General features: G+C 40.5%; 12 protein-coding genes and 1 rRNA gene. 8 read left to right on the top strand and 5 right to left on the bottom strand.

Annotation, left to right across the window (positions count from 1 at the left end; all coding sequences use genetic code 11):
- Window positions 1–4 precede the first annotated feature (4 nt).
- Window positions 5–116: ribosomal RNA gene (rrf, locus tag DCO56_RS24825) — 5S ribosomal RNA — on the top strand.
- Between the two features lie 603 nt (window positions 117–719).
- Here rrf and DCO56_RS24820 read toward each other — a convergent pair.
- Window positions 720–2846 carry an ATP-binding response regulator gene (locus DCO56_RS24820; protein ID WP_108636374.1) on the bottom strand — a complete coding sequence of 709 codons (2127 nt, stop codon included), beginning with the start codon at window positions 2844–2846 and terminating at the stop codon, window positions 720–722.
- 258 nt (window positions 2847–3104) lie between these two features.
- Here DCO56_RS24820 and DCO56_RS24815 point away from each other — a divergent pair, with 258 nt between their 5' ends.
- The 3 genes from DCO56_RS24815 to DCO56_RS24805 all read left to right on the top strand — a co-directional run bounded on the left by DCO56_RS24815 (window position 3105) and on the right by DCO56_RS24805 (window position 10555).
- Entirely contained in the window at window positions 3105–5117 is a 2013-nt protein-coding gene (locus DCO56_RS24815; protein ID WP_108636373.1) for a beta-N-acetylhexosaminidase, read from the top strand.
- A 355-nt stretch (window positions 5118–5472) separates the two neighbouring features.
- Window positions 5473–8772, top strand: coding sequence for a SusC/RagA family TonB-linked outer membrane protein (locus DCO56_RS24810; RefSeq protein ID WP_108636372.1), 3300 nt, complete (start codon window positions 5473–5475; stop codon window positions 8770–8772).
- A 13-nt stretch (window positions 8773–8785) separates the two neighbouring features.
- The gene (locus DCO56_RS24805) at window positions 8786–10555 is read left to right on the top strand and encodes a RagB/SusD family nutrient uptake outer membrane protein (protein ID WP_108636371.1); all 1770 of its coding nucleotides are present in this window, start codon (window positions 8786–8788) and stop codon (window positions 10553–10555) included.
- A 97-nt stretch (window positions 10556–10652) separates the two neighbouring features.
- Here DCO56_RS24805 and DCO56_RS24800 read toward each other — a convergent pair whose 3' ends face one another.
- Entirely contained in the window at window positions 10653–10931 is a 279-nt protein-coding gene (locus tag DCO56_RS24800) for a DUF4342 domain-containing protein (protein ID WP_108636370.1), read from the bottom strand.
- Between the two features lie 272 nt (window positions 10932–11203).
- The gene (locus DCO56_RS24795; RefSeq protein ID WP_108636369.1) at window positions 11204–13438 is read right to left on the bottom strand and encodes a glycoside hydrolase family 2 protein; all 2235 of its coding nucleotides are present in this window, start codon (window positions 13436–13438) and stop codon (window positions 11204–11206) included.
- A 422-nt stretch (window positions 13439–13860) separates the two neighbouring features.
- Here DCO56_RS24795 and DCO56_RS24790 point away from each other — a divergent pair, with 422 nt between their 5' ends.
- Both DCO56_RS24790 and DCO56_RS24785 read left to right on the top strand, forming a co-directional pair.
- Entirely contained in the window at window positions 13861–15465 is a 1605-nt protein-coding gene (locus tag DCO56_RS24790; protein ID WP_108636368.1) for a beta-N-acetylhexosaminidase, read from the top strand.
- An 87-nt stretch (window positions 15466–15552) separates the two neighbouring features.
- A complete protein-coding gene (locus DCO56_RS24785) occupies window positions 15553–17058 on the top strand; it encodes an alpha-L-fucosidase (protein ID WP_108636367.1) in 1506 nt (501 codons plus the stop codon).
- A 132-nt stretch (window positions 17059–17190) separates the two neighbouring features.
- Here DCO56_RS24785 and DCO56_RS24780 read toward each other — a convergent pair whose 3' ends face one another.
- Both DCO56_RS24780 and DCO56_RS24775 read right to left on the bottom strand, forming a co-directional pair.
- Complete coding sequence (locus DCO56_RS24780) at window positions 17191–17835, bottom strand: HAD family hydrolase (RefSeq protein ID WP_108636366.1); 645 nt, start codon at window positions 17833–17835, stop codon at window positions 17191–17193.
- A 232-nt stretch (window positions 17836–18067) separates the two neighbouring features.
- Window positions 18068–19672 carry a DNA/RNA non-specific endonuclease gene (locus tag DCO56_RS24775; protein ID WP_108636365.1) on the bottom strand — a complete coding sequence of 535 codons (1605 nt, stop codon included), beginning with the start codon at window positions 19670–19672 and terminating at the stop codon, window positions 18068–18070.
- A 386-nt stretch (window positions 19673–20058) separates the two neighbouring features.
- On the opposite strand from DCO56_RS24775, the gene DCO56_RS24770 reads away from it, so the two are divergent.
- Together DCO56_RS24770 and DCO56_RS24765 are read left to right on the top strand one after the other, a co-directional pair.
- The gene (locus tag DCO56_RS24770; RefSeq protein ID WP_108636364.1) at window positions 20059–20763 is read left to right on the top strand and encodes a hypothetical protein; all 705 of its coding nucleotides are present in this window, start codon (window positions 20059–20061) and stop codon (window positions 20761–20763) included.
- A 5-nt stretch (window positions 20764–20768) separates the two neighbouring features.
- Entirely contained in the window at window positions 20769–22742 is a 1974-nt protein-coding gene (locus DCO56_RS24765; RefSeq protein WP_108636363.1) for a DUF4836 family protein, read from the top strand.
- The last annotated feature ends 39 nt before the right edge of the window (window positions 22743–22781 follow it).

Below are 22781 nucleotides of genomic sequence, written 5' to 3'. Positions count from 1 at the left end.
ATCTTTAGGTGCCTATATCGGCGGTGTCTACCTCTTCCCATTCCGAACAGAGCAGTCAAGCCCGCCAGAGCCGATGGTATTGCCGTAACAGGTGGGAGAGTAGGTCGGTGCCTTTTTTTACACGGAAGCCCTTGCTGGAAACAGTCAAGGGCTTCTTTCGTTTATAATCATATCTCCTTTCCAAAAGATCTTTTCAGCAGCGATATCTAGTTCGGGAAATCTGTCAGAAGCTTTATAATTATTAAAATTCAGATGTATATGAGGTGTGCGCGTTGTCCTACAGCACTGAGCGAACGTCAAAAAGATTATCTTGGGGTTTTGGAATCTCTGCAATAACGTTAATACCGCATTGAAGAGCGTGCTGCATCCATATGTAGTGCAGGAGATATGGATGAAAAAGCATTTTCTTCTATCTGATGTACAGGAAAAGGTGAGGAATCAATGGTTTGCACGCTATGGTTATTGCCGTTGATGATACCAAATCAGAGAAGTGGCATAAAGCCGCAATAGGATGAAATTGGTATTTGCAAACATGCGCTCAGCTGCGTGAAATATATGGTAGGAATTTTGAAAAAAATTCAGGCCCGACTGCGAGGATATAGTGTAGGTTCTGCTGTCGCCCTTTAATAGCTGATTAAGCCAATACGGCTTGATTTCTCTAAAATAAGTTGATGCCTCTGGAAGTGTAAGGATCATTGCACTATACGCATTAATAGGATCTATGACATAGTTGCCAAAATTTGCACAAGGGTCGACAAATTAAAAGGTTTGGCCATAACCCCATCGAAATGATGCGTCTGTTCTTCAGGTACCTGTGTGATCACTTGTGAAACGTCTGATGTCAATGCAATGACTTTACTTTTTAATCCCTGAGTAGTATTGTTTTCTTTAACTGTATTCAGTATGTCCCAACCACTCGGACCTTTCATTCTAAGGTCAGTGATCACAATGTCACTTGCATGCTTTTGCAGATACGCTATCGCATGTTGGGGATCCTGAAAAACCTGTACATTTTTGAAATTTTGCAAGGCTTGTTTAACAAATAAATTATTGATCGCATTATCATCAATAACCACAAAACGTAAGTTTTCTGATAGATTGTCCTGTGAGGAAATTTGATTCGTGCTTTTCTTTTTATCAGTAATGGGAACGATCAACGTAAATGTTGATCCTTTTCCTTGCTTACTTTTTACGCTTAGGGTCCCATTGAGCTGTTCAGTCATAAGCTTGGAAATATGTAATCCCAATCCAAAACTGTTTTTGGACTTCAGGTCGGACATATAATATTGCTCAAATATATGTTCTTGGTCCTTAGCGGAAATGCCTTTTCCGGTGTCTATAACTTGGATATGAAGGGTTTTCTCTGCTTCGGGGCTGATAAATGCTTTTATCTCTATTTGCCCCTTGTCGGTATACTTAATTGCATTACTCAGGAGATTGGATACAATTTGGCGCAATCGATATGCCCCGCTTTTGATTAAAATATCCCGGTCAATGTTAATATGACTGATGAGCTGAAGGCCTTTTTTATCGGCTTGGGCTTGCTGCATTTTTATCAGATTGGCAAGGAGGTTGGCCGGTGAAAAGTATTCTTCTTTAATTTCCAGCATACCTGCTTCTAATTTGCCAAGATTGAGGATATCTTCAACTGTATCGTTGATAACTTGGATGTCCTGTGTAATGGAATCCAATAGTGCTGGATTAATGCGGTTATTAGATGTATTATTTTTTAATAAGTCAATAACGCTGATCAGTGAATTGACTGGCGTCCGTACATCATGACTCACATTGGCGAGTATACCTGTTTTTTCCTTGGCTGTACGTAGTGCATAATCTCTCGCAGCGGTGATTTTACGCTCATAAATGATGGTATTGTAATGATAGGACAGAATTAAGGTCACCATAATAATCATCAGGATAATTGATGCAATGACTTGCTTCCCGAAGATGGCTGAATTTTTCTTGTACAAGGTGAAATCCTGTATTTCGGCTGCCCGTAAAGACTCATCTTCATGTGTTTTTATTTTGAGCAAGGCAGTGCTGATGGTACTAAAAAGTGCATAATTCGATTGCAGAAGCTGTCTTTCCTTAACTTGAAGTTCGGCGAAAGACCGACGAATTTTGCTGAAATCTTGTTTATAAAAGGATTCATTCTGCTCAATCAAGTTTTGGATCTGGCTGTGGATGGCTTTGATCTGATTGACATTAAATTGCTGTTCCAGCCTGTCAGCAACTAAAGTGTCATTCTTTGCTTTGAAAATCCGGGTGAAGAGTTTTTCTTTTTTTCTGACAATTGTATCTTTTTTGCTAACATTTAAGGCAGTATCTCGTAGTATTTTACTGATCACAGAATCCGCATCTATCCGGTTGCTTGTCGGACGCAACGTACGGCTGGTTTTAGTCAAAAGAGACAGGGAATCTTTTGCCAGGAAAATCATGTTATCAACAGATTTCTTTATCCGCGCAAATTCGTCGGAGAGGTGGATGTTCTGCTCCAATGGTGTATTGGTCGAAAAGGAAATCCCCTTTTTGGTTGAGAGGGTCGAGAGAGAGTCAATATAAAAACGGAGGCTATCGAGTTTTTTTGTATAGTTTGCTAAATTTTCAGGACTGAAATCCACGGTATAGGAGCGAAACGCATTACCGGCGTCATTGTAAGATGCAAAAAGCTCATAAAATAAGCTGGTTAACTGATTTTTTGAACCGTAAGCTTTATTTAGACGGGCTTCTGTTTTTTGATATTCAATATATTGATAGGTGAATATTGAGCCAATATACACCAAAGAAAGAATCAGGAAAGCAATTAAAACTGTCCTAAAAATAAATATTTTTCTATTATTTTTCACGTCGTTATTCTTTCAACCAATAAATTAATTATAGCCTCTTTTTTTGTATGGAATTCAAATTTAAGACTTAAAAATGAAAGCCGCCGTGTAAAACTGTCAATTAATCGCTACATTTTGAAAAACTTACACAATCGTTTGATTGAAGAGACAAGTCGGTAGTCCGATTTTTATTTTCTATTTTAACGTTAGAAACCTAAAAAAGTTAAATTTTTGACTCAAAATAATTCATCTCCAATAAAAGTACAAATTGTAAAACTGATGAAAAAACTGTTTATTTCAGCAATGTTGTCGTTAATTATCGGACAGGTAAGCCAGGCACAATCTATTGTAAATATTATTCCAAAACCACAGGAAATCACTTACGGCAAAGGTTTATTCCAGTTAGATAAACACACGTCCATAAGTTTTAAAAATTGTAGCGTTAAAGATGTAGGTCTGTTCGTTAAGCAATTGCGGCAAGCAAGCCATTATCCAATGATGGAAAAAAAGCAATCAAGCAATACGATTGAGTTTATTTTAGATCGAAAACTGGATCTGCCTAGTAATGAGGGCTACCAATTGGATGTATCTGCTAGAAAAGTAACTGTGAAAGCCAATACAGCGCATGGTCTTTTCAACGCGTCACAATCGTTACGCCAGCTCCTCCCTTCAGCAATCGAGACCGCTAATTGTGCCGTTAATGAATCCGTTTGGTCCATTCCTGCCCTTGCGATCAAAGATTATCCCCGATACCACTGGCGAGGGTATATGAAAGATGTGAGCCGCACATTCTATACGATAGAAACCATTAAGAAGTACCTGGATGTGATGGCTTTATATAAAATGAATACATTTCATTGGCATTTGACGGATGATCAGGGATGGCGTATCGAAATAAAGAAATATCCAAAGTTAACGGCGGAGAATGCGACGGTCTTCCATCGTACTGAAAAACAGCCGGCGGAGCGTAGCGGTTTTTATACCCAGGAACAGATAAAGGAGGTGATTCAGTATGCTAAAGAGCGAAATATCACAATCGTTCCTGAAATTGACGTACCGGGACACTCCTGGCCAACGATATTAGCCTATCCTACATTAGGGGTGAACAAAAATTCCTATCCCAATCACATCTTTCCTTTTGTATCGTCATGGGGTTATTGGGGTAACCAGTTTACACCAAATACACTTGATCCGACAAAAGAGACGACTTATCAATTTTTGGATGATGTGTTTACCGAGATTGCAAGCCTGTTTCCGGGAAGCTATATTCATTTTGGAGGGGATGAAGTCCGCCATGATTTGTGGGAAAAGGAATCCCATGTGCAGGATTTTATGAAACAGCATCAGATTGCTGATGTCAAAGCATTGCAAAGTTATTTTGTACAGCGTGTATCGGCTATCATTGTTCAGAAGGGAAAAAAACCTATTGGTTGGAATGATATTTTGGCCGATGCTAAGAATCTGCCCAAAAGTACAGCTATTATGAGTTGGCTTGGCGAGGAAGCAATCAAGGAGGCGACCAAAGATGGATTTAAGGCTGTGGCGACACCTGCCTCACATCTTTATTTCGATATTACGCAGGCGGACCGCAATGACGGCACAATGACTGATCTGGCCTATCCGCAGATTAATTCCTTAAAAAGGGTCTATGACTTCGATCCATCAAATGGATTGACAGCCGCGGAGGATAAATTGGTGCTCGGGGTGCAGGGTAATATGTGGTCGGCGATAGCCCAGGACATCAAGGATATGAATGTGCAGAATTTTCCACGCTTACTTGCCGTCGCTGAAATAGGCTGGGCTTCTAAGTCAAAGAAAGATTATACCGAATTTTGCCGTAGACTGGACGCAAATCTTCCACGATTGGATTCCATGCGGATTGATTACTATCATACCGGCGGTTATATCGCAGGCAGCTGGAAAAGTGAGGATATTAAAGAGGAGTATAGTACACTAACCTTTGATGTGACAAAAAGAATCTACGACAATGGACGGGCGCAAGCTGGTTTTTTCTTTGTAGATGGTAAGAATTTTCTGGAGATAGATGCTGTCCAATTGCTGCAGGATGGTCGTATTATTGATGAGGATGGACATCATGCGCTTGCGGATAAATTTAGGGGAACGAATAAGATTAAACCTTTTTATTACAATTTCACCATTAAGAATTATAATCCGAACGCGAAATACGAAATCAAGGCCCGGGTTAAGGGAGCTGGTGGGGTAGATTCAAAAGGTAATTTTACATTTAACTTGTCACCAACGCTTCCTTTCAACAAAATCGAGAAAAGATAGTAGATCGCATACATCTTTCAATTTAAACAAAAGCAGCTGCCTCGGTAGCTGCTTTTGTTGTTAAAAATGACTCTTGCCATAATCTAAAAATCTACCTTTTTGAGCGAATAGGAGTACTATGTCTATCGCTTTTTATAAAAATAACCGGCGAAATATTCTAATAACCTATATATGAAACGTAAAAAAACAATCTGTTTTTCAGTTTCTTTTGTTCAATTTTATTTTTATTTTCAGATTCTTTTGTTTAATTTCCTGTAAGAATATATGATCTTTTGTTATTTTTTCACAAAAGACTTAACACCAATAAACCTTTAGTAATTGTTTGTAAACTATTATCTAAACCTCCATCTTAATTATGAAAAAGAATTATCTTTTTTGCCGAAATGTCAGACCATTAAGTCTCCTAGGGCTTGGTCTTTTGTGCTCGTCCCCCACTTTGTTTGCGAGCAACCTGAAATCGAACTATTTTCATGTCGATCAACAGCAAATTTCAGGGAATGTAAAAAATGAGAAAGGCGATCCACTCGCAGGTGCTACCATTACCGTAAAGGGCAGTACGGTACAAGCTTCGACGGATGTTAACGGTAACTTTTCTATTCGCGCCAAACAGGGCGATTTTTTGGTCATCAACTATCAGGGCTACACACGACAGGAAGTCGCGGTAGGTAGTGGAGCTATTGCCGTAACGATGGTGAGCAACGCAGAGTCATTGGAAGAAGTGGTTATCGTAGGCTATGGTAAGCAAAAAAAAGGGAATTTAACCGGGGCTGTGGCCGCTGTAAATTCTGAACAACTGAAAAACATTTCCCCATCCAATCTGTCCAATACATTAGCGGGAAGGGCTGCCGGCGTGAATGTGACCAATACCTCAGGAATGGCTGGAGCTTCCTCTTCGCTGCGTATCCGTGGAGCCGCTGTCGAACCCTTGTATGTTATTGATGGTGTGGTGCGTGATAAAGCTGCCTTTGATGCCTTGGAAGCCAATGAAGTAGATCAGATGAGTTTCTTGAAAGATGCCGGAACTGCCGCCGTCTATGGTACGAGAGCAGGTAATGGTGTTGTATTGGTGACAACCAAAAAAGGGACAGCCCAGGCACCGGTGTTCAATGTGCAGAGTAATTATTCCTTTAGTTCACCCACGCAGACCTTATTGGCCAACCTGACCACCGCCACAGATGAATTAACGTACCAGAATCGAGTTTCCCAATTCCGCTGGGAACAAGGGAAAAAAAAAGAACCTTGGGTCGCACCCAATGGGCAACGTGAATTTGATTATTTTAAAGATAAGAATTACAATGCCAACGATGTGATCTGGCGAAACCCTTTTAGCCACCGACAATCTATTGCGGTGAACGGTGGGGGGGACAAGATTACCTACTATGCCTTATTGAGCTATCGGAAAGAAAACGGATCTTATAAATCGCTGGATCACGAAAAATTTAATCTCCGCAGCAATATTTCGGCGAAGATCAGTGACGCATTTAGTATGGATTTTAATATCTCGGCCAATCAGACGAATTCCAATAGGTTCTTCTGGCCATTTAGTACATCCGCCAGTGATGATGATTTCGATGTTTCGGATTTTTATCGCGTTACTTTCAACTGGCCAAAGATGTATCCCTTTTATCTGACCGCGGATGGGACGCCGAGCAATACGCCAACAGCTTATCCGGTGCAGACACCGATGGGAAGCTGGCAGGCCTGGAATGTGATTGACCAGGTGATTGGCGATCGGTATATCGATCGTAAGGTGCGTCAGGTAAATCCGATTATGACACTAAATTTGAAATTGGATAAACTGTTGGAAGGACTTTCAACAAAATTGGTAGGAAGTTATGTGGCAGAGGATTATATGCGCAAGCGCTATATGAGTTTCCAAAAGAACTATACATTCACCTCCCTGAATCCGAATGGAAACCGTTTTATACCTGCACCGCCCTCAGAAGATAGGACCAACGTATTTACTTTCAGTCAGGCACAACCTTTTATGGACTACAATCCACAGCGAAAATGGCAATACCAGGTGGATTGGTTTTTAAACTATAACCGCAAGTTTGGGAAACATACGGTAGATGGCTTGGTCGTTTATGAGCAGTTTAAATCAGGGAATACTAACATTACATCGCGTGCCGAAAATCCAATTATTCCGTTGGACCAAATGTATATCTATCCGACCGACAGGAGCATGCGATCGACAGACGCTTTTGAATTGATGGATGCAAGACGCGGCGTAATCGGTCGGGCGAACTATAATTATGCGGATAAGTATATTGCGGAATTCTCTTTTCGTTATGATGGCTCACCTTTGTTTCCAAATGACAAGCGCTGGGGATTTTTTCCGTCCATGTCTCTGGGCTGGCGCATCTCGGACGAAAATTTCTTTTCGTCCATCAAAAATACAGTCAGCGACCTAAAATTGAGAGCATCGTATGGAAGTTCGGGCAACTTTGTGGATGTGGAAGGTTATTCGATATTGCCTTATTCCTACATGGAAAAATATAGTTCGATCATCACTTCACGCACAGGAACCCGAACTCCGGTACCCGGATATATTTTTGGTGATAGTTATTATACCGGAATAACCTATCTGGATAATCCGACAACAAATCTGACCTGGACAAAATCAAAGAGCTATAACGTAGGGATAGATTTTGGTTTTGTTCAGAATAAACTAACGGGTAGCTTGGATGGATTTATCCGGAAGGAAACCGATATCCTTGGAACGAGAGGGATAAAGGTGCCGGATAATTATGGACGTGCGCTGGCACCGGAAAACTATGCTGCCCGAAGCTTTCGGGGAGGAGAGATTTCATTCAATTGGAGCGACCGGATCGGGGAAGTTTCTTATGGTCTGAATGCGAATATGGGATATGCGAAAGACCGTTGGGATATTTTTGATGAAGAGCCGTCTTATGCAGTAGGTGGAAAGCAAAATTTCTTATCGAAAGTGGGACGTCCTGAAAATCGCATTGTTGGTTTAGAAGCTTCGGGATTGGTTCGTACGCAAGCCGAAGCGGATGCCCTAAAAGGAAAAGGCTTTAAAACCTATGGACGTGATCCTTATCCTGGGATGATTCTGTATAAAGATATCCGTGGACAGAACTATGCAGATCAGCCTGATGGCATTATTGATGACAATGATATGCAGCTGCTTTCGGAGAACAATACGCCCCGCATTAACTATGGATTTGGATTTAATGCCAGCTGGAAAGGTTTCTATGTCTCGGCCTTATTTCAGGGGGTTTTGGCCTATGATCGTGTAATCAGTAATCAGGAAGGGGCAGGCATGCGTCAACATGGGGATACCTTTAGGCCTTATTACCCGATCTGGACTTCAGATGTCTGGACACCTGAAAACACGGATGCCAAATACCCGCGTCCTGTGGGTTATAACTGGCAGGAATCTGGGGCGGCTTCTTCAACATTCTGGATCCGCAATGGAGCTTATATGCGATTGCGGGATTTAAATATTTCGTATACGCTGCCACAGGCTATGATGGAAAAAATCAAAATGAAAAGTGTCAACGTATTCTTAAATGGTACCAATCTATTTGTTTTCTCACCAATGAAGGAATTTCATGATCCAGAACAGAAAATGTACGATTCTTATCCCGTGATGAAAACATTCACCTTGGGCCTAGATGTTAAATTTTAATTGATTTTTAAAGATGAAAAAGATATTTTATCCCTTAGTTGCTCTGTTGTTGACAACGGCTTCTTGTAAAAATGTGCTGGATATTGAGGATCTCAATTCGGTGAACGAAGATAAGGTGTGGAATGACCCCAATCTCGTCAATGCCTATCTGGCTAATTTATATACCTTATTCGGCAACTGGAACAGCGGCGCTGATAATAACTCACAACAGCTGGCCGGAATTAACTTCCCCCTGAATGCTGTTACCGTTAATAATAGCGCTTATAAAGCATGGGATTATACAACCATGCGCAAGATCAACACCGCTATCCAGAAAGTGTCCGAAAGTACCGGATTAAATGAAGCTACCAAGAAATCCATTTTAGGTCAGGCACTTTTCATGCGTGCTTACATGTATTTCAATATGGTCAAGTATCATGGAGGAGTACCTTACATCACAAAACCACAGGATCTAGAAAACGATGAACTGAAGGTTCCGCGCAACAGTACCAAAGAATGCTTTGATTTAATGATAAAAGATCTGGATGAAGCGATGACCTATCTGCCCATGACAATTGGAAAGGGAGCTGCAGATTATGGACGTATTGATGGTAATTTCGCCCTGGCCTTTAAAGCTAAAGTATTGTTGTATAAAGCGTCGCCGCAATTTAATCCTTCCAATCCTTATGGGAATGCCTATTGGGTAGAGGCAAATGCGGTGAATAAAAAAGCTTATGAGCAGCTAAAGGCACAGGGCTATAGCCTGACTGCTGATTATGGCAATATTACATTGGTGGAAAAGGGGCCTGAAGTCGTCTTTGCTGTCATAAACTCCTATCCCAACAAAGTTGCTAACTGGGATAATGGGGTGCGACCTGGCTCCGAAAGCCGGGGGACTGCCAGTGCTGTACCAACCTGGGATTTTGTAAAAGAATTTCCGATGAAAGATGGTAAACTATATACGGATCCAACCAGTAAATATCATAAAACAGATGAGCAGTTCTTGCAAAGCTATTGGGAGAATCGTGACCCTCGTTTTGACAAATCTATTGTTTGGAATGGAAAAATTTATGAGGTTTCTGGTAAAACCGGCAAAAGACAATATACGTCATTAGGTATTGCGGATGCGCTGGACAATTTTGGTGAAAATCCAAAAGCCGGCACAACTTCTTCGAACAGAGATCGCTATACAGGTTTTTTTATTCTAAAAAACTCAAAACTCTCTTTACGGCAAACGCAGGTAGAAACCCAGTATGATGTGGATTTTGTGCTGATGCGCTACGCAGAGGTGCTATTGAATTATGCTGAAACAGCAAATGAGACGGGTGATCTCGCTACAGCAATGTCGCTTTTAAAGCAGATCCGAATGCGTGCTGGCATCGAAGCCGGAACAGATAATAATTATGGTATTACTGCCGGTAATAAGGCCGACATGCGGGAGGCTATACTAGCAGAACGGAATATCGAATTCTGCTTTGAAGGCCATCGTTTTTGGGATTTACGCAGATTGCGCAAGCTTGCGGTACTGAACAATAAAACCAAACAGGGTGTGGAAGCAATCGCAATAAATACAAATGGAACGGATATGGATCTAAAAGCGGCGGCAGATCTGGCCAAAACTTATCAACTGAAAGAAAATCAGTTTAAGTATACCATATTACAGGTCCCTAGTACCGGAAATAAAATCAATCTGGTGCCCGATACATACTATTTCTTTCCGATCGCACAATCGGTGATCGACAAGAATCCGAATATCAAGCAAAATAAAGATTGGGGCGGAGAATTTAATCCGACGTTGGAATAATGTATTTTCAGGTCTTTATGTAAGATATACCTAAAGGTAGGACGGGATGCTTAGCAATAAGCATCCCGTCCGTGTTAAAAGTTATGTCAAGTACAGTTTATTTTAATTCAATCATTTTTTGTTTTTCTTCTTCCTGTTTATCTTCTTGCAAGATGGCTAGTTGAAGGCTGCAAACCAAAGTGAGGATAATAAGAACCACAAAAGCTACGGGTAAGAAAATTCCAATGATCACTGCCAGCAGTAATGATATGTTTAGATATTCCTGTCCATTTTTAGAAGAAACCTTTAAGCGTGAACTTTTAAATGAGTCAAAAAGATCTTGAAAAGCTTTTGTGATCGTTTTGCTGTTGATGCTGAATGTTGTTTTAGTTGCCATGATGTTTATTTTTTAATGTTTTTATTTCTTATTTGATACCTCAAAGGTAGCGGAGATTTGCTATAGGAGGGAGAGCCATTAGGCTAATCAGGAGAGAATCTCGGTAAACAGTTGTCTTATGTCGGTCAGTGGTCGTTGGGTTATTCTGTACTGAGAAGCCGGACAAACGTGGATTCAAAATGATGATATGATAAATCTAAAATTATTTTACATAAAAAAGCACCACTCGTCCCTTGACGAGTGGTGCTTTTTCAGTTTATTTAATCTCCGTATCAGAGGCCTACGTGCTCGGTTTTTGATTTGGTTGGTCCCGCTGCATCTTGCTTGTACGATGGGTCATAATTCCAATGAATGCTATCTGTCAATACCTTTCCGTCTTTTTGCGTTAGCTGAGCTTCTACCCTGTTCGCTCCCTTCGTAAGTTTGACATTGTCAAAGATGTAATGCACATCTGTTTGCCCTTTTCTAACACCTTTTTTGATAGTTCCATTAACCAATAATGTTGGTTCGCCTCTATTGGAATAGACGGTAACCGAGGTGATTTCGTTGCCCCGATTGATCATACGGCGTTGGGTAATATACAATACAGATTCTTTGCTCCAGTTGGCTTTGTACCAATAAAAGCTATCTTTCTTCAGTTTTCTGTCAAAGGAAACCAAGCCTTTGTAATTTCTGGGATTGACATTCAATGCCGTAATCGGTGTAGCAAAATCAAAGGTATTCCAAACGTACGATCCAAGGAAGATAGGGCTTTTGGAGATGACGCCCCAATGGACTTCATGGAATTTTGTTGCATATTCCTCTGGAAAAAATGATGGATTGCTCCATTGATTTCCGAAATTGCCTACTTCTTCCGCTTGGTCCTCTGGAACTGCTTCGGCACCGTATTCAGAAAAGATAATCTTGTAGTCTTTGAACTCTTTACTTATACGTTGCGCCCATGTGGCTACATCGTCATCTTTATCGGATTTGTCCTCCAGTTCACCATTATACCAGCCGAAATAATGGTTAATTCCCTGTACATCTGCATTGTTGTTAACCGGATGATCAATCACATTATACCCGCTTACGGATACGGTGTAACGATCTGGGTCTTCGGATTTAGCGAGATCATTTAGTTTGGTCGTGAGTTCTACCGTGTAGGCGGACGGCGAGTAAACTTCGTTGTGCATCCCCCAGATATAGATGGAAGGGTGATTGAAATTTTGTCGAATTAATTCTTTCAACTGCTGTTGGGCGTTATTGTCTTCGTATGTTGTCACGCGATTCACAAATGGGATCTCGGCCCAGATCACAAGCCCGATACTATCGCATTTGGAATAGAAATATGTTGACTGCTGATAGTGTGCCAGACGGATGGAAGTGGCGCCCATCTCTTTGATGATCGCTAGATCTTCATCGTGGTCGGCGTTGCTCAGGGCTGAGCCCTTGCCCCAACGGTCCTGGTGTCGACATACCCCATATAAGGGGTACTTGATATCATTTAAAAAGAAACCTTGGCCAGTGCGTAATTCAAATTTGCGTATGCCTAAAGGTGTCGTCACTTCGTCAATGACCTGACCATTTTTTTTGATCTGTGTCACAACCCGATAGAGGTAAGGATCGTCCAATCCTTGCCATAAGTGCGGATTTTTGACCGCAATTTGTTGTGATAAGACCTGACGGCCCTGTGGCGGCAATGTATACGCAGTTTGTTGTTTTGCTTTTATCGTGCCATCTTTCTCAAAAATGGTCGTTAACAATTCGATCGGTTGTATTTTTCCCGACTTGTTGTCAATTTTTATTTTTAGCGCGATGTCAGCTGCTTTTTTCGACACATTTTGCTGCGTGATATAGATACCTTGGGAGGCAAAGTCATTCACGGCAACATGAATGTCATCGGTGACTATAAGTTCGACAGGACGATAAATGCCGCCGTACATCGGGAATAGGGTGTGGTTTACGGGAATAACCTGTGGACTGGCTTCATTGTTAACCTTGACCAACATCTCGTTTTCCACCCCCAATTGAAGCATATTGGTTAATTCGAAGACAAAAGCGGAATAGCCGCCCTGATGTCTGCCGACAAAACTGTAGTTGCCATTTCGTTGCGAGTTATCGTAAGTAACATCATTTTTTCCTGTTTTGGCAGAAAGGGGTTTATTATTTAAGTAAACTTCGGTATTGGTGTTCACACCTTCAAATCGGATAAAAACACGTTTACCTTTCCAATCTATACCGGGGACAAATGTTTTGCGGTAATAGGCATCTCCGGTATAAAAACGTTCGTTTTTTCCAAGGCTGCCCGGTTTGATCTCTGCTGTCTGCATGTCTGACGCATTCCAGGTATGTGGTAGCGTAACCAATTGCCACTTCCCGTCAAATGTCTGGTTATAATCTAATGCTGAGGTAGAAAATGGACCTTTTTTAAACGACCAGTTTGCGTTGAACGGAACGACTATTCTAGCTTGTAGATTCAGAATAGTTATCCCAATAAAGAAAAGCGTATAAAAAATCCTTTTAATCATATGGTTTTTAACTTAGGGTATTTGTTTCGTTTTCAAATATAACCAACAAAAAGACAATGCCTAATTCGCTTCTTTTTTGAAAAACGGTAAAATGAAAATATATTTATTTTATGTAATTTATATTTCACTTTACATATTGTTTATTTCTTTATTGTCCTGTTTGTAGGATGTACACTATAACGTTTTCGAGAGTTGCGCAAACGATTGACTGGATTTGACCTTGGACAATAACTTAATAATTTATTTACAATTGTATTGTATAGTGTGATACTGGGACCAATTAAAACTGTGAATATTTGATGGAGTTTAAATAGGTATGTGAAGCGGATGTCGATAAAGGCTGATTTTTTGAAATTAATAGCCCAACGCTAATATTTAAAGTAATTTTAACAGTCTAAACTGAGTGAAATCTTAATTATCAGATGAAATATAAATTAATACCTGTACTTTGTGCTATATGCTTGCTTGTTCAGGAGGCAATTGCCCAAATTGCCATTATTCCGCATCCTCTGAAATATGAGTTAGGAAAGGAAAAGTTAATACTGAGAGATCAAATTGGGGTAGTTGGGGATGTTGTATTTGAATCTTCTCTGGGTTATCTCAGAAAATTAATGCTGAGCCGTTTTGGGATTTCAACCTACACTTCTCCTGAGAGGGACGCTAAAATTATTGTGAAGCATGATAGCAAATTGGAAAACGAAACGTATCGCCTTAGGATCAATCAGACACATATTGAGGTTAGCACATCTGGCCATCCGGGCTTTGTCAATGCGTTGTCTAGTTTAGATCAACTGCTTGCTATTGCCGAAAGAAAAAATGGAACGTTTATTTTGCCTACTGTTGAAATCGAAGACAAACCTCAATTTGCCTGGAGGGGGGTTATGCTGGATGAATCACGTCATTTTTTCGGTAAAGAGAAGGTTAGATCTTTATTGGATTGGATGGCTTTTTACAAGTTGAATAAATTCCATTGGCATTTGACAGATGAACCGGCATGGCGGCTCAGTATACAAAAATATCCCTGGTTAACCCAAGTTGGGGGAATAGGCAACTATCTCGATCCTTACGCTCCGGTACAGTATTATAGTCAGGCTGATATCAGTGAGATCATTGGTTACGCTGCTGAACGAAATATTGAGGTCATTCCTGAAATTGATATGCCGGGGCACGCTACAGCCGCAAACCGGGCGTATCCTTTTCTCACTGGTGGAGGCAACGAAAAGCACCCTGATTTCACTTTCCACCCTGCCAAGAATACAACATATACATTTTTGACAGATGTTTTGCGTGAAGTGAAATCGCTGTTTCCCTCTGTCTATATTCATTTGGGAGGAGATGAGGTCGCCTTTGGCAGCGATGCCTGGGATAATGATCCCAAAGTTGAGGAATTGAAAAAGACAATAGCTCTAAAGTCCAACAAAGAAGTTGAAGAGTATTTTATTCGTCGTATGGCTGATTCTGTGGCTAGGATATACGGAAAGATTATTGTTTGGGACGAAATGGTGGATGCAAAGCTGGCTAAGGATCAGACGGTCATGATGTGGTGGCGTCATGATAAACCGGAGCAGCTGAACAAAATTTTGGATAAGGGCTATCAGACTATATTAACTCCTAGACTGCCCATGTATTTTGATTTTGTACAACAAGAGAATCATAAGTACGGTCGTAAATGGGGCAAAGGCTTTAATTTTTTGCAGGATGTGTACAATTTTGCCGGAAGTCAACTGGATAGTTTGGGTAAACGGAAAAAACAGGTCCTGGGTATTCAGGCTAATCTTTGGACAGAGACAGTGACCAATGTCAATCGCCTGGATTATCTTGTGTTTCCGAGAATAGCGGCACTTGCGGAGGCGGCGTGGGTGCCGGGGGCAGACCGTAATTTTGATGAATTTACAAGAAAATTAGAAAAGCACTTGTCCTTGTACCGCGATCAGGGACTGTATTACTTTGATCCCTTTAAGGACAGTAACCCAGAGCCTGCGGTAATTAAGAAATCACAAAAACAATATATAGATAATCCAAAGTGACCATCGGACGGGCAACATATATCGGGTTAATAAATATGGGTTTATTTGTTGTTGTACGGAGTCGATTTTCAAAGAAATAATGATAAGATGAAATATAATAAATTGATCACAGCATTGATTCTCGGCAACATATTGCTGGGAGTAAAAACTACTTCGGCACAGTGGACTGGTCCTCGCAAGAAAGTAGAAAACAAAATAGACGTAAAATATGGACCTTTAACGCCCGGACATCGGACAGATGAGGCCATGGAACGGTTCCGAAACTATGGATTAGGACAATTTATCCATTGGGGCTTGTATGCGATTCCAGGTAATGAATGGGAAGGAGTCAGTGCACGGAAGGGGGCGGCGGCATCCGAATGGATACGCACCTGGAGTGGGCCAACAGCACCGAAAGATTGGAAAAATACTTATGATAACCTCTATAAACAGTTTAATCCTACAGGTTTTGACGCAAAAAACTGGGCTAAGCAGGCAAAAGAAATGGGTGCGAAGTATCTTATTTTTACAACAAAACATCATGATGGATTTGCGCTATGGCCATCTAAGTATACAGATTATACTATCAAGAAAAGCCCTTATAAGAGAGATATCGTGAAGCAGGTCGTAGATGCTTATACAGCAGAAGGAATAGATGTATTTTTGTATTTTTCAATTCTAGAATGGAATAATTCAAACTATATGGGGAAAGCTCCCGTTACTCCTGAAGAAAAGGCTAAATTCAATAAATTCTTAGAATATACGCGTAATCAGTTGCTGGAACTTCTACAAAACTACCCACAGATAAAAGGTTTTTGGTTTGATGGTACCTGGGATCAATCTTGGATCCAAGCCTATGATTTTACGTATAAATTAGAGCAGGAGCTACGTAAAAAACACCCGGGATTGATAATCGGAAGCAGATTTAGAAATGACGAATTTGGAAAACGGCATTTCGACTCCAACGGTGAAATGTTAGGTGATTATGAACAAGGTTGGGAACGAAAAATGCCTAAGGAATTTGAATGGCTGGAGGGACGTGATTGGGACTGTGTCATGACGATTCCTCCGAATGGTTGGGGTTATATGAAAGACTGGTCGGGAATTTATACGAAGACCTCAGAAGATCTGATCGATATGTTGATGAATTGTGTTTCCATGAATGGTAATTTTGTGTTGAACTTTGGCCCTGACGGAAATGGACGGATGCATCCCGGAGAGGATAAATTGGCAAAAGAGATCGGCGATTGGATCAAGATAAACGGAGAAGCCGTGTATGGTGCCAGACATGCGGGGCTTGCGCCATCCAAGTTGGGGTATTTCACGAAAAAGGCCGACAACCTCTACCTTACTGTGTTTAACCGCCCTGTCAACAATATTGTACGTATTGCTGTGCCCAAGAACGCCGCGGAGGTTCCTGTGGAAGCTGTATTGTTGCAAGATGGTCAATCTTTGGATCTTAAACGTTCCGACATTGGGTTGGATCTTGACAAGAATACCTACTATGATGTTGTTCTTCCGGGGACATTTCGTGCAGATAAAGCTTTCGTTGTAAAAATGAAACTAGGTAAACCAAAATCGCAAAGTGATAAATTAATGGATGCAAAGATGTAATTTCCTGCATTAGGTTGGAAATTTTACAATTTCATTTGCATTTTAAATGCGTGTGAGACCTAATCCAGACCATTGGGAGTGATCGAAAAAAGCGGGATTTAAATCAGTGTGATTTAGATTCCGCTTTTTCTGTTATACAATTGCCGACAGTTCCTGTGGATGGTGGATAATATGCTGTGCGCCGTGCTGTCTCAATTCGTTCTCCTCGCGAAAGCCCCAAGTCACACCAATTGCAGTCACAGCAGCGTTATTGGCGGTGTCCATATCAACGGAAGAATCACCAACATAGTAACAGTTCTCTTTGGCTATGCTTAATGTTCGTAGGGTTTCCAGGACAATGTCTGGATCAGGTTTGGCCGGATGTCCCGTGCGGTGACCAAGGACCAGATCAAAAGCGATCGTGGGAAAATAGTGTTCAATTAAAGGAATAACCGCCTCATGATACTTATTGGATGCTACTGAGATCAAATAACCCGACGATTTCAATTCTTCTAGCAGCGGCATGATTCCGGTATATGGTTTTGTGTGCGATACAGGCTTTTGCTCGTAATATGCTTTAAATGCAGTTAGCAAAGTAGTAATTATGTTTTCTGATCGTGCATCTTCAGGTAATGCGCGTTCAATCAATTTTTGTACACCATTGCCCACAAATTTCTTGTAAGCAGAAAGCGGATGTGTAGGATAACCATATCGTTGAAGAATGGCATTACAGCTGTCCCCAAGATCTTGCAAAGTATCCAGCAATGTGCCGTCCAGATCAAATATTATTAGCTTCATGGGCTAAATCTAATAAAAAACTGCGATGGATTTATAGTGATATTCATCTATAAAATGGTGTTTTTTTAGGAATGTCAAATTTTTTGGAGAACAGTGGCGATATCGGTAAAAAAAGCCAAAGCACAAATAATCGTGCTTTGGCTTTTAACAGTAGAAATCTTCGGATTTTTTGGTTTTATCAAGGCCAAACGGCTGTTTTAATCTGAATGAAATAGTATAATTAAACCATGAATTATTTCCAGATACGGCTATCTATACTCTCTTTTTTTGCATTATCTAAATCGGGAAAGAAAGTAAAGCCTGTTGCTTTTTCCAGTTCGCTTACCGTTAATCTGTAACTGTCAAAAGTACTTCCTGATGGAGGGGTAATATTGTCTATCTTATAGCCAATGGTATAGTATTCGTTCCCTTTTTTCATTGCCAATGCTTTGAAATAGTACTTTGGCTTTGCAATGTCTTTCCCGTCATTGTCCGTAGCAAAGTCAAGTAGGTTGTCCATTTCACTTGTAGGCATTGCTCCTGTTACAACATACATGGTGTCACACTGTGCGGTCCAGGTTCTCACCTTTGTTTCCAGATTTGCCCAGATTCCCTGATTGAGACGGGATGCTTGTGCCGTCATATTGGTGAAGTAAAATGTTGTTTTATTCTGCGTTATATTCAGGTTTCGATCCGCGCTGGGAAGTTGATGACCGCGGTCATAACCTGTTGGCTGAAATCCTTTAAAAAGCGTTGGCTGGAATGCTGTCGATACGGCGGGGTCATATGCCCATGCATCGGTGCGATTGCCAGAACCTAAAATATCACGATATAACGGATAAGCAACCCAGTAAGCCATTTTAAGTTTTTTATTGTACAACATCGCATAGTTTCTTTCTGTTTTTGCGTCGGGAAGAAAGTGCTGTACAAAGACCTCATCATTATTCAGATCGTTCATTTTGGGGATTTCAAGATAAGCTTGAGAGTTGCCGGTTTCACCACTTAGTTTAGCATTGTTAATGCTGATATTAAACCGATAAAGATTTCCGCCGATCAGTTTTTTTAGCTGTTCATTTTGCGGTGTTGTCCAGGTATAAGGATCACCATTCGGAGCTATAAATTTAATTGTCTTTTGGGTGATGTCCTCTCCGGGAAGGAGTATGAATTCTATTGTAGCGGTTTGCGTGCTGCTCGCCGTTACGTTTGCCTGAATATCTTTTTTTTCATTCGGATTGATAGTCAATTTGCCTGTTGAAAGATCAAATCCTGCTGTAGTATGTACTGATGGAATACTTACTGTGATCGGACCGGCTTCTAAAGCGGCCGTGTTGGTAATGGAAAGATGAATAGAAATCTTGCTTAACTGTCTCACAAAATTAAGCGGGATGGTATTGTTCGTTTTGCTGATGTTTTTTGTATTGCTTGCATACATGAAATCCAATGCCGATAGGTTTGTTTGATCACTTACATCAAGAGGGTATTTAAAATCGCTAATGGATCTGTAAGGATAATAGGCAATGAAATCTACTTGTTCATTGGGTAAATAACTAGGTGTTTTGCTTTGAAATACTTTGCCATTGATGGTAAATAGGTGATTATTAATTCCGTTCACAATAGAACTTGAACTTAATGCCTGTCCGTTTCTGAACATATAAACGCCAATTTGATCATTCTTATTCCAGGGGCTTTCTATCGCATTCGTGTTTATTTGCCCCACGATGGTAGGTGTAAATTGTAGCGCAGCATGTTCAATTCGGGAATTATTTTTTTGACATGCGTTGAAGATAAGCAATGCGGTCATCAGGTAAACTATTCGGCACATGGTATGCTGTGGAATAGCCATTAGCTTGTAAATCATTTCGATCGTTAGTGTTTGTAAATAATGAGACGGCAAAAGTAGCTAGAAAAACTAAACAAAAAGGGCGCTAACCTGCATTTTTGCTTCAATAAATGTTTCGCAAAAGTATGTGTTTGATTCTTAGGTATAATTATTTTGTTTTTTGTGAATTTTTGATTGGCTTCCAATGGTATTTCAACTACTTCAAGTTGTGGCATTTTAGTTCGTACTTGATTTTGTGCAGGTTTTACGAACAATGATGGATCGTGTATTTATTGTGATCTGGAAAGCATATTTTAAATGCTTTTTATTGAAATTTTCCTAAAGTAAAGAAAATAGCACAATGTTTGCTGTTAATGCCCGAACATATATTGATTTGATAAATTATTAATCTGTACAGCTAAGAAATGAAGGGAATATTTGAATTAAAAGGACAAGTGAACAGGCTTTGTGTGGCTTTATGTGCATTGGTAATGGTTTTTACATTGTCCGGTTGTTTTGACTTTGTCGAACAGATTGACCTTAAGCCTAACGGTTCGGGGCATATTGCAGCAACATTGAATCTAAGTAAAAGTAAAACAAAAGTCTCATCCTTGATGAAGATGAAGAGTATTAAAGGCATACAGATACCAACGCAAGCCGAAATAGAAAAGGAGATTCGGGCTGCGGTTCAGTTGCTTAAACAGACAAAGGGTATCTCTAATGTACAGTATCAAACAGATTTCACAAACTTTATTGTCAATATTTCCTGTGATTTTAGTCAGATCGAGTCGTTAAATGCTTTTTCTGATATATTGGCCAATCGATTTAAGACGAAGATCTCAAACTCAAATCGCTATTATTACAATGCGCAGACCAATATATTTGAACGTAAATTTGTAGCCTCTAATACCTGGAAGGCAAAATTCAATCAGTTGGGAAGCGACAACACGGCGCAATTTGCAGATGCTTTTTATACCCAGATCATTCGATTTGAAAAACCGCTCGCGTCACAGGAAAATAGTAAAGCAAAAGTTGCCGGCAACAAGAGAGGAGTGCTATTAAAGTTATTATTTACTGATCTGGTCTATGGTAAATCTACATTGGCAAATAAAATCACATTAACAAAATAACCTATATGAAATCAAAAATTTTATTGACCGGACTGGCCTGTCTGTCCCTGATGGGGAGCGTGAAATCGCAAGATTTAATTCAGCTCATTCCCGAAGAAGCTGAAATGATCGCAGCCTTTAATGTAAAGGAGATTGTGCAGAAAGCAAATGCAAACAAATTGAACGAGTTGCTTCAGAAAGCCGGCCTCTTCAAACGGATTGAAAAGTCGGGTGCTTCAGTTGGAAATGATATCAAAAACCTAGGTATTGACCTTACGCAGACGTCTTATTTCTATAGCAGAAAGACAGATAGCGTGAGTTTTATCGAGTTTATATTTCCGCTGTCCAATAAAGGTCAGTTTGAAAAATTATTACATGATGCAGGAGAGCCGAAACCCTTTGCCAATGGTTATTCAAGTATAGCACTGAAACCAGGGAGCATGTTGGTTTATAATGACCGAATGGCACGTTTTATTTCGTCGACGATGAATACTACCTTCCTCGACAACGACTCCGTTGCAAACCGCTACGGGATAAAAAAAGTAGCCTACATGGACCCTGCGGCTGATGCATATTCTCCAGAGATAGATTCTGCGGCGGCAGTTGCGGATTCGGCAGCAGTGGCGGTAGATTGGGAAGAAGGCGAAAAGGAAATAGAGCCACTGAGTCCGCCGGTTATTGTGGAGAGTCTGCCAGATACGGTCGTAGCGAGTGTGGAGGCAGTTGTGCCAGTGCCAATGGATGTCGCTCCGGCGGAAATGCATGATCCAAGTTATTACGATTCGCTTTATACAGCCTATGAGGATCAAAATCGAAAAAATGATTCCATTCGTAATGCGCTTCGTGATAAATGGTTGACAGGCGAAGCTACACGTTTGCTGTCTGCTTCCTATAAGCCGCTCTCTGTTTCGGATCAGAATAAGGTGCTGAAAAACCTGGGATTGATCCGTCTGTACGTACCGCATGTTGAAGAACTTTACCGCGGCCTTATGCCTTATAAATCGATTCCTTATCTCTATATGGGCATCAATATGGATAAGTTTAGAACAGGATATCAGGATGGAGTGCTCGATTTATCGCAGGAAGGAAATGTATTGAAATTAAAAGGTTCGATGGGCTTAGATAAAGATCTTGCTGAAATGTCCAAACGGTTTTATGCCAGAAAGCCAAATGGAAAATTCAGTAAATTTTTGACCGATAAAACGCTTGGGTTCTTTAATTTTAATATTAATTCAGAAGCTTATTTACGCGATATGCCTAGTTATATGGCCAAATACTATGGCGGATTATTGGGCCCTCAGCAAGATTTAGTTGAATGGGGGCTGATGGCGCTTGAAGTTGCACTAGATGAGAAAGCCATTGCACAGGTAATGCCCGGAGATCATCTTTTTGTGGTCAATGGTTTGCGTAAATTTAGAAAAGAATATATTGATTATACCTATGACGATGATTATAATGCCACAGAAGTAAAGAAAACAAAGGATGAAACCTTACCGGTATTTATCTGGATGTTTACTTCGAAGGATCAACGTCTGATTAAAAAAGGACTGGATCTAGCGATTGCCAAATCCTTAGGCAAAACACAGGATGGTATCTATGCATTTTCTTCAAAAAAAGCAATGGATTTCCCGATGTATATGCTGCTGAAAGATGATTTGGTGATGGTAAGTAATGATTCTTTATCGTTACTTGATATCCGCCAAAATAAGATGGCAGCCCCTGCGAATAAAGATTTTATTAAGTTGATGAAACAAAATAAAATGTCAGCAGCTTTTGACCTGCAAAAGTTGCCCGCCATGCTTCAAGAGATGGGCATTAGTCCCGGAAGACAATGGGACAAAACTTTTGCACAGCTGAATCAATATGGCAGTACGGCAATCACCTCGAAAGGTATCGTAGATAACCGTATGGAGGCAGAGATGTCTTCAAAGCTTCCACAGACAAAGGAGGGGGCAATTAGTTATATGATTGACCAGATTCTACTGGAGATTGACAAATAGAAAGATTATACCGAGCATCAAACAATTTAATTGTAAAAT

The sequence above is a fragment of the Sphingobacterium athyrii genome (assembly GCF_003071065.1).
GTDB classification, from domain to species: Bacteria; Bacteroidota; Bacteroidia; order Sphingobacteriales; family Sphingobacteriaceae; genus Sphingobacterium; species Sphingobacterium athyrii.
Note: the sequence above shows the minus strand (reverse complement) of the source record. Positions and strands in the feature narration are given on the sequence as shown.